At 39.6% G+C, this 10432-nt stretch carries 9 protein-coding genes; all 9 read right to left on the bottom strand.

Annotated features, from left to right (window positions below; all coding sequences use genetic code 11):
* Positions 1-111: 111 nt before the first annotated feature.
* The 9 genes from ACW2QC_RS05005 to exaC all read right to left on the bottom strand — a co-directional run bounded on the left by ACW2QC_RS05005 (position 112) and on the right by exaC (position 9691).
* A complete protein-coding gene (locus tag ACW2QC_RS05005; RefSeq protein WP_457542878.1) occupies positions 112-639 on the bottom strand; it encodes a chromate transporter in 528 nt (175 codons plus the stop codon).
* Complete coding sequence (locus ACW2QC_RS05000) at positions 636-1202, bottom strand: chromate transporter (RefSeq protein ID WP_457542877.1); 567 nt, start codon at positions 1200-1202, stop codon at positions 636-638. Before ACW2QC_RS05000 ends, ACW2QC_RS05005 begins: the two co-directional genes overlap by 4 nt.
* Before the next feature lie 129 nt (positions 1203-1331).
* On the bottom strand, positions 1332-2939 hold the full coding sequence (locus tag ACW2QC_RS04995; RefSeq protein ID WP_457542876.1) for a gamma-glutamyltransferase family protein: 1608 nt from the start codon (positions 2937-2939) through the stop codon (positions 1332-1334).
* Between the two features lie 122 nt (positions 2940-3061).
* Complete coding sequence (locus ACW2QC_RS04990; protein WP_457542875.1) at positions 3062-4936, bottom strand: OPT family oligopeptide transporter; 1875 nt, start codon at positions 4934-4936, stop codon at positions 3062-3064.
* A 322-nt stretch (positions 4937-5258) separates the two neighbouring features.
* Positions 5259-5702 carry an IDEAL domain-containing protein gene (locus ACW2QC_RS04985; protein ID WP_457542874.1) on the bottom strand — a complete coding sequence of 148 codons (444 nt, stop codon included), beginning with the start codon at positions 5700-5702 and terminating at the stop codon, positions 5259-5261.
* A gap of 129 nt (positions 5703-5831) precedes the next feature.
* Complete coding sequence (locus ACW2QC_RS04980; protein ID WP_457542873.1) at positions 5832-6272, bottom strand: IDEAL domain-containing protein; 441 nt, start codon at positions 6270-6272, stop codon at positions 5832-5834.
* 151 nt (positions 6273-6423) lie between these two features.
* Complete coding sequence (locus tag ACW2QC_RS04975; RefSeq protein ID WP_457542872.1) at positions 6424-7458, bottom strand: hypothetical protein; 1035 nt, start codon at positions 7456-7458, stop codon at positions 6424-6426.
* Between the two features lie 266 nt (positions 7459-7724).
* Positions 7725-8078 carry a DUF779 domain-containing protein gene (locus ACW2QC_RS04970; protein WP_457542871.1) on the bottom strand — a complete coding sequence of 118 codons (354 nt, stop codon included), beginning with the start codon at positions 8076-8078 and terminating at the stop codon, positions 7725-7727.
* Positions 8079-8167: 89 nt separating this feature from the next.
* The gene (gene exaC / locus ACW2QC_RS04965) at positions 8168-9691 is read right to left on the bottom strand and encodes an acetaldehyde dehydrogenase ExaC (RefSeq protein ID WP_457542870.1); all 1524 of its coding nucleotides are present in this window, start codon (positions 9689-9691) and stop codon (positions 8168-8170) included.
* Between the last annotated feature and the right edge of the window lie 741 nt (positions 9692-10432).

The raw sequence follows: 10432 nt of genomic DNA, 5'->3' as shown, positions 1-10432 counted from the left end.
TGGTTCTCGCGCCGATGTTTTGGTTCTCGCGCCGATGTTTTGGTTCTCGCGCCGATGTTTTGGACGTCAATCCTCTAAAATCGGATTGACGCCCGGCGCCATGCAATACCGTTATAAAAAGAACGCGCCATACACGAGTGTGATACCAATTACAAATGCCGGATGCACTTTCATTCGTTCAATCAGCAAGTAACTTGACACGGTAATCAACAACACTTGCCACAAACCTATCCCTACGTATGATGTTTGGAAAAATCGCCATGCCATTACACCAAGTAAAATAGCAATTACCGGGCGTACGTACAGTGTTAGGCGTTTTACTTTTGGTGAATCTTTGTATTTATATAAGACACCAAGCAGTAAAATCATTATGATAAGTGACGGGGCGACCGCGGCAAACACTCCAATAGCCGATCCGAGGATTCCCCCTTCTGCATAACCAATGTACCCTGCTAATTTTGTGGCAATTGGCCCGGGAAGTGAATTAGCAAGTGCCAACATTTCACTGAATTCCTGAACTGTCATCCAACCATAACGGCGGACAACTTCATTTTCAACAAGCGGAATCGAGGCAGGGCCACCACCATAACCAAGGATGCCAGGAATAAAAAATGCTAAAAATATGTGCCAGTACTTCATGATGGACTACCTTCTTTATTTGCAGAAGTTTTGTCCTTTTTGAATAAGGCAATAAGCAGAAGAGCTCCAATTAAAATACCTGGATGTACATGGACAACATAATACAGTATAAATAAAATTGCCGTCATGATCAGAGTGTTCGTCCACCCCATACCTCTTCTTGCTTTATCGAAAAATTGCCAGGTGAGTACAGCCAGCATCATCGCAACTACTGGAATAACCGCTGCCGTCATCCCCTCAACCCATGAGACATCTTTAATACTCGATAACGATGAAAGCAGCACAATCATCAGAACAATTGTCGGTAAAATCGAGGCAATAACACCATTAAGCATACCCCAAAAACCCGCAACCCGATGTCCAATATAGCCTGCTAATTTTGTTGCGATCGGGCCGGGAAGCGTATTTGCTAATGCTAATAAATCGCCAAACTCCTCACCGCTCATCCATTTATATTTATCAACTACTTCTTTATGTATTAACGGAATGGATCCCGGCCCTCCACCATAGCCGAGCATACCCACTCGAAAAAAAGCTATAAATAAGTTCCATTGTTGCTGCAAAAGGAATGCCCCTTTCTAGTTTATAATATGATTAAGCAGGGACACGGGGACAGGTTTCTTGTCCCACACGCCTCCCCATATTCTGCCTCAAATTCAAGTGGGACAACAAACCTGTCCCCATGTCCCAATCTAAAATACAGCAATACTTCCGTCTGTCCTGCTTTCTGTCCCGCCCATTAACACACCGGTTTCTGGGTTTCGCCAAATAATCTGGCCCCGTCCAAAGCCACCATTGTCGCTAGCGTATTTTACGACATGGCCTTTTCTTGCCAATGCTTGAGCAATATGTAAGGGAAATCCAGGTTCAACGATAATGTTTTTGTCATTTGTCCATTGCCATCTTGGTGCATCCAATGCCGCTTGTGGATTTAGACCAAAATCGACTGTATTCATCACAACCTGCAGATGCCCCTGTGGCTGCATGTAGCCGCCCATTACACCAAATGGCCCCACTGCTTTGTTAGCCTTCGTTAAAAATCCGGGAATAATTGTGTTGAATGCCTTCTTTCCACCCGCTAACTTGTTCACGTGGGTAGGTTCCATAGAAAAATTTTTACCTCGGTTTTGTAAAGCAATGCCTGTCCCTGGCACAACAAGTCCAGAACCAAATCCCATATAGTTGCTCTGAATGAATGATACCATATTTCCATCACCATCTGCTGTAGCCAAATAAACAGTTCCACCACGAGGGGGTTCGCCTGCTTCTGGTTGTAATGCCTTATCGCCAATAAGCTTACGTCTCGCATCAGTATAGGCCTCATTTAATAGATCCTCAGTCGCCACATGCATGCTTTTTTCCTCTGTAATATGTTTAAAACCATCAGCAAATGCTAATTTTATTGCCTCGATTTGTTTATGATATGTATCAACGGTTTCTTTTTCGGTAAAATCAAATCCTTTGGCAATATTTAACGCCATTAGTGCTGCTATTCCTTGCCCATTTGGCGGAATTTCCCAGACGTCATAGCCATGATAATGAACGGCTATGGGATCCACCCATTCCACCTGAAAGTTTGCTAAGTCTTTTGCCGTTAAAAAACCATTATATTTTTTAGAAAATGCAGCAATTTTTTCAGCTAAAGCACCATGATAAAAGGACTTTGCATTCGTATCGCCAATTTCTTCAAGTGTACGGGCATGGTCTTCTGATGTCCATACATCTCCTATTTGTGGTACTCCATTTTTAGCAAATGTTTCAAACCAGTATACATATTCTTCACTAGTTAAGTGCTCACTAAAAATGTCATACGCCTTTTGCCAGTATTTCCCCAAAACCGGTGTGATTGCAAACCCATTTCGCGCATGATCAATTGCCGGTTGCAGCGCTTCCCTTAAAGGTAATTTTCCAAAGCGATCGGACAATGCCGCCCATGTTGCTGGTACACCAGGAACGGTAACCGGTATAAACCCATGTGTCGGGATTTCCTCATATCCAAGATCTTTTACAGCATCAATTGAAATGGATTTCGGCGATGGACCGCTTCCATTTATCCCGTATAATTTATCTTTCATCCAAACAATTGCAAATGCATCGCCGCCAATTCCGTTTGACGTTGGCTCTACTACGGTTAAACACGCAGCTGTCGCAATTGCCGCATCCACTGCATTTCCGCCCTTTTTCAATATATCACGGCCAGCTTCTGCAGCAAGTGGCTGTGACGTTGCTACCATCCCATTTTTACTATACGTCGTCATGCGTTGAGATGGATATGGATTATATAGGCTGTCTACCTTCATGATGATTTCCCCCTATTTCGAAAAGTAATAATAAGGAAAATTATATCATATCTGACTATTCATTAATATTTTAAACCATCAAAAAAGCCATCCCTATTTATAAGAGATGACTCTTTATTTTCCTATTCACCTGTTCGTTTACTTACTATATAGTACAGATACAAGGTAACAGCCGCCATTGCGATAATCGAGGCAATCGGCCCAAAGATCGTATCAGTCGGTAATGTCACACCCGCTGTCACAACCAGTGCGACAATCACTCCCATCAGTGCCTCACCAGCAATGTAACCAGATGAAAGTAGGATGCCACGTTCACTTTTTTCCTTCAAGGCTTCTTTGTTTTTCGTACGGCGTGTAATGATGCCACGGATAACACCACCTAGCATAATCGGTGTTGTTAAATGAATTGGAAGGTAAAGTCCAACTGCAAATGGCAAGGAGCCAATCCCAAATAATTCAACCACTGCTGCAATCGCCATACCAATAAAAATTAAGTTCCAAGGTAAATCTCCATGCATAATTCCTTCAACGATCATCGACATCAAGACTGCCTGTGGTGCTGGCAACTCAGAAGAACCAAATCCATATGCATTATCTAGCAAAACCAAAATAAATCCGATTACGATACTTGTAATGAGCACCCCATATAGTTGAGCAATTTGCTGCCACTTCGGTGTTGAACCCACAATATAACCGGTTTTTAAATCCTGTGAAGTATCCCCAGCAATTGCTGCGGCAATACAAACGACAGCACCTATGATAATTGACGTGACCATCCCAGCCTGTCCACTTTGACCAACAACACTCAAAATAAGGGAAATAAAAATAAGTGCTCCAATCGTCAGTCCGGAAACAGGATTTGATGAGCTCCCAACAATTCCAACAATTCGTGATGAAACTGTTACGAAGAAAAATCCAAAAATAAGTAACAAGATCGCCCCAATTATACCAATTTCAATATGTGGGAAGAAAATTAAAACCCCAATAAACACAATTGTTAAAATAACGATAGCTGACATTGGAATATCTTTATCCGTTCGTAAATCTTCCGTATCATTGGCGTCTTTATAACCTTTAATAGCCCCAGTAAATGAAGAAGCAACTGTCGGCAATGTTTTAACAAGACCAACAATACCACCAAATGCTACAGCACCAGCACCAATGTAGCGTAAGTAATTTCCCCAAATGTCATGGAAATTCATTTCACTGATCGGTACTTCAGCAGGGTATATAGCCGTATTGGCAAAATCACCGATATAACTGATTAAAGGAATAATACCTAGCCAGCCAAGTACACCGCCTGCAAGCATAAATGCTGCAATACGCGGACCAATGATAAATCCAACCCCTAACAATGAAGGAAGAATATCCATTCCAATCGCTGCATTTTTGAATTTATAAATTTCCCATTCGATCTCAGATGGAAAAGCTTTGACTGCATCTGTTAGAAATTTAAATAGTGCACCAATTCCGAGTCCGCCAAAAATTAATTTTGCCCCTTTTCCACCTTCTTCACCAGCAACAAGCACTTCAGCACATGCCGTACCTTCTGGATATGGCAGTGTATCATGCTCATTGACGATTAATGCCCGCCGCAATGGAATCATCAATACAACACCTAAAATCCCACCCGCTAAGGCGATAATTGCAATTGTTGTCAAACTAGGCTGCAACTGCCATATAAACAATGCTGGTAAAGTAAAAATAACACCCGCAGCTAGTGACTCTCCGGTTGAAGTAATGGTTTGTACAATATTGTTTTCTAAAATAGACGTCCGTTTCATAATAACCCGTAAAATTGCCATCGAAATAACTGCTGCTGGAATCGATGCAGAAACGGTCATCCCCACGATGAGACCTAAATACGCGTTGGCTGCACCGAAGACAATTGCCAAGACAGCACCGATAATCATTGCAGTAATCGTAAATTCGGGCCGTTTTTCAGAAGCAGAAACGTATGGTTTGAAATTCGTATTACTCGTTTTCCCTTTTGCCATTGTAGCACCTTCCTTAAGCGTTTCTAGTTGAATAAAATAAAGTGCCTACTCTTTAGATGTTGTAAACTGTTTATCATATAAAAATAAAAAAATCTCTGCTAATGCACCTTACTTTAATTTTTTCAATACTATCACAAATTATTTTCATCAGAAAGAATATTATCGAAATCAGAATAGGAGGTTAAGTGAACTTTCACAACCGGCATATAACCATTAGTTTAAACAGAACTATCATTTTTACAAATCAAATCGGGTATTTTTTTCTATTAATCCTATAAAATTTTATGCATAAAGTAAAAAACAAATCCACTAAGGATTTGCTTTAAAGTAATTTAACCAATGAATAAAATGCTTCTTCATCCTTCTCATCTAACGCTTTATCAATCAACCTTTTTATATTTTGCTGTTCTAATTCATCCATAATTGCTTGGTTATCCATGGTTGTGTCAATTGTAGTTTTATTTTCGTCCTTTATATAATATGGACCAGCAATGGTGTGCAGTTGAATCAGGAATTCCGGAAGATATATTAGATCAGCCATTGCAAAATGAATAATGTTTTTCCCTTTTTGAAAGGCAAATGTATCCTCCATATTTTTGATGCGTTTTGTTCTGCGGTCAACCTTAATTTCCTTTGCCTTAACAGGAACAAATTCATATTCTTCTTCATCAACACATACAGCAAAATAGTTATATGCTAAAATCACACGGACATAATCTGCATCAACTTTAATATGATACGGTTTCAATTCTTTTACAGTTACCATATATTCATCAAACTCCTTTTTGAAATGCGTGAAAAATGTTACAATTACAGTACCCCATATTAAAAAGAAGTAAACCACATTTTTTAAAAAACAGAGACACTCTGTGTTAGAATGCCTCTGCCCCGTTGATTATAACCATTTTACCAGTGAATAAAATGCCTGTTCATTTCGTTCATCAAGTGCTTTGTCAATTAATCGTTTTACATTATCCTGTTCCAATTCATCAATTATGATAGCGATTTCATTTTTGGATGCCTTTTTACTTTTAAATTCTTTATGATAATACGGTTGTGCAATTTTACGAAGCTGAATCAAGAAATCAGGAAGGGATATTAGTTCAGTCATAGCAATGTGGATGATGTCCTTGCCTTTTTGGAATGCAAATTTGTCCTCAATATTATCTACTTTTTGGGTTCTACGATTTATCCGAATTTCTTTTGCCTCAATTGGAACAAAATGATAAAGTTGATCATGAACAACGATTGCGAAATACTGGTACGCCAAAATCACCCGTACATAATCGTCATCTGCTTTTATATAGTAAGGCTTCAGCATTTTAACAGTGACCATCCAACCAACCCCTAATTTTAATTATACTCATAATTTTCAGTTAACTAATTTTACAAGATTTTAAAATGGATTGCAAGGGTAAAACTTGGAAATAATTAATTTTAACTCGTTTCAACAAATGCCAGCTACTTAAATAGCTGGCATTAATGTATTAGTGAAGCTCCATAACAATATTATCTACAATTTTATACAACTCGTTTTTATCTGGTTGTGTATATGCTGACTCCATATGCTCCCGGTAGCTCCCCGCCTTCTTTAAATTTTCAATTCCCTTTTTCATGTACGATTTATAGGTGCTATTCGTTTTGTTAATTTGCTCCGCATACTTCTCATCCGTTCCAGGCGCAACCAGTTCCTCGTATAAGTCAATAATTTGATCGCCGTCTCGTTGTGGAAAAAATTCATGCGGATCAGTGCTGTCAAATATACAAAAATCAAGCTCCCGAACAAGTACCATATCAATACTATTTGGATCAAAACTACAGTGATACAATTCAACATCCAAACCGCGATCTATACATGCCTTTGCAATTTTTTTCATAAAAATTGACTTTCCTGTTCCTGCACGACCTTTAATAAAATATACATTAGCAATCGTTTCAATAATCTCTGGGACAACATTTACAACGCCATCAGATGTATTTGTACCAAAAAGACGGCGGTAGATGTATCCTTCCTTTTCTCGTTTTGGCTGGGATTGAAGAAGATCATTGATAAATTCAAATGCAAGTTGATCGGCACGGTTAAAATCCATTTGGTTGATGTAAATTTCTTCTAGTTTGTCATGGACTTTTAAACCAGTAGCAAAGTTTTTATAGGCTGATTCGATCTCTGACCTTTCTTTGCCTAAAAGACGATCATCAATATTTTTCACTTCATAATATTTTTTTAAATCTACATGTACGACGTTATCAATTTTTGAATTGGGCTCTGCTATGATTGCAACAGACTCGTCGCGCACAATCACACCATCTAAGTAGTCCTCACCATGAACACTTTTTATAATTTCCAGAATTGCATGGTTTTCATAGTGATTAATAAATTGCTTTATTATTGCAGTCTTAATTTTCAGCGATGGATGATTTAAAACAAAAACATGTTTCACGTTCGTTATGTTGGACGGCAAAAAATCTTGTAATCCAGACGCTGTATGACCATAAACATAATAATATTCTTTTTGAGACAAAGGAAAACACATCCTTTTAATTTAATTACTTCTTTATTAATTTATGCATGAATAGGAAATTGTGAACCTTGTGAGCTTTATTATGTAATTCTATGATTCTAGCTAATATCAATCATAGCTAATATCAATCATTTCGAAAACAACATAATTGATAAACGTGATACACTCCCATAATCCCATATTTAAAAGAAACTGTTCCACCATTAAATGTTTGTTTACACAAAAAAGCCATGCAGAGAACTTTCCCCGCACGGCTCATCACCACTTTACGTTAATTCTGCTCGCTCTTCCTCAGTAAACACTCTCGACCTCGTCAAAAATCGCTTCCCCTCAGGACCTTCTAATGAAAACATTCCACCGCGACCATCTACTGCATCAATGATCAGCTGGGTATGTTGCCAGTATTCGTATTGATCCTTGGACATATAAAATGGTGTATCACCAATCTCACCTAGTAAAATATCGGATTCACCAACTCTAAATTCATCTCGTGGATAACACATTGGTGAACTCCCATCGCAGCAACCTCCAGACTGGTGAAACATCAACGGTCCGTGCATTTCTTTTAGTGTATTAATTAATGTCAGCGCCTCATCGGTTACCGTTACACGTTCAACCATTTTTCACACCCCTTCTTCAGCAATGTTAAAAATAGGTGGGTGACCCATCAAATCACCCACCTCCCCCTGTAAAACAAAGCGTTACTTATTTAGAAAAGCCCAGCTGGACCTTCACTATAACTTATTAACAAGTTTTTCGTTTGTTGATAGTGGTCAAGCATCATTAAATGATTTTCCCGGCCGATTCCTGATTTCTTATAACCACCGAATGCAGCGTGTGCTGGATATTGATGGTAACAATTTGTCCAGACACGTCCAGCTTCAATGCCACGCCCAAAGCGATATGCTGTATTAATATTACGCGTCCACACACCAGCACCTAAACCGTACAATGTGTCATTGGCGATTTCCATTGCTTCTTCTTTATCTTTAAACGTTGCAACAGATAGAACTGGACCAAAAATCTCCTCTTGGAAAATCCGCATTTTATTATCACCTTTAAATATGGTCGGCTCAATATAGTAACCTTCAGCTAAATCATCATCGGCTAGTTGATTCACATTACCACCAACAACGAGTTCTGCACCTTCTTGATTTCCAATATCCAAATACGATTTAATTTTTTCCATTTGTTCTTGTGATGCTTGAGCCCCCATCATTGTTTCTGTGTCTAAAGGATGACCAATTTTAATTTGGTTTACCCGTTCAACAGCACGCTCCATAAATTTGTCGTAAATCGATTCATGCACAAGTGCCCGCGATGGGCATGTACAAACTTCCCCTTGATTCAGTGCAAACATGACAAGTCCTTCGATCGCTTTGTCCAAAAATCCGTCATCTTCATCCATGACATCTTCAAAGAAAATATTTGGTGATTTTCCGCCAAGCTCAAGTGTCACCGGAATGATATTTTCAGATGCATATTGCATAATTAAACGTCCGGTTGTTGTTTCACCAGTGAAGGCCACTTTGGAGATGCGGCTGTTCGTTGCTAATGGCTTCCCTGCTTCTACCCCGAAACCATTGACAACATTTACTACACCTGCCGGCAATAAGTCTTTTATCACGTCTAGCAATACATGAATCGATGCAGGTGTTTGTTCAGCAGGTTTTAAGACAACACAGTTTCCTGCAGCAAGCGCTGGTGCTAGTTTCCATGTTGCCATTAAAAGTGGGAAGTTCCAAGGTATGATTTGTCCAACAACGCCGAGTGGCTCATGGAAATGATAAGCAACTGTATCATTATCAATCTGGCTGATACCGCCTTCTTGTGCGCGGATTGCCCCGGCAAAATAGCGAAAATGGTCGGCTGCCAATGGTAAATCGGCAGCAAGTGGTTCCCGTACAGCCTTTCCGTTATCCCACGTTTCCGCTACTGCAAGCATTTCCATATTTTCTTCAATTCGATCTGCAATTTTGTTTAAAATATTAGCCCGTTCTGCTACAGATGTTTTTCCCCACGCATCTTTTGCTGCATAGGCGGCTTCCACAGCAGCCTCCACATCTTCTTTATTCGATCTAGCAATCTCACAAAACACTTTGCCAGTAACAGGACTCACATTTTCAAAATACTTACCACTTGCAGGTGCCCTGTACTCTCCACCTATAAAATTATCATACCGTTCCTTAAAATGTACCTTGGCATCCTCTGTATTCGGATTAGCATATCTCATTGCTTCATTCCTCCTTATATGTTTTGACAACGCTTACAAAAGAGATTGATAGAAAACCATGCTGAATAACTATCTACTTAAGATTATACCAATTTTTTTAGAATTATTCCAACAATTTAATAATATCTAGCGAGTAACTTTTATAAAAACTGTTTTCTAAAGGATTGTTGCTTTGTTACACAATAAATATAAAATGCGATGTAACTGCTGGGATCTTTTTCTATAACCCGCCGTCCGGGATCGCTCCGGGTGGATGCTTTCCGCGTCAGCATCCCCGAGAAAACCACTCTGCGGAGTCTTCGGACACGTACTGTTCCCGCAGGACAAGGAAGGCTTCGTCAGCGATGCATCGCACGAAGAAAAAATGCTTTTCTTTTTCGAGGAGTCACTACCCTCCACTCACCCGGACTAGTGAAGTGGTAGGATACTTATAGAACACTTTCCACTACAGCTAATGTTAGTAAATGCAATACCAGTGAGAGGAAATACACGTAGACTCCAGCGGGAGGAAAGGCCTAGGTGAGACCCCGCAGAGCGGCAGCTCGAGGAGGCTCAGCAGCCGCCCGCGGAAAGCGTAGTGTATTTCCGGAACGGCGTAATAGCAATTTTGTAGTTACGTCGCATTATATATCAACTACGAAATAAAAAAAGCAACAAACATTATGAGAAGACCCTTCATAAAAAAACAAACCCTATTTAATAGAGTTTGTTTTTTAGCTGCTGAAGCTAATCCTTTTCGAT

It is taken from the genome of Virgibacillus sp. FSP13, from assembly GCF_054048505.1.
Note: the sequence above shows the minus strand (reverse complement) of the source record. Positions and strands in the feature narration are given on the sequence as shown.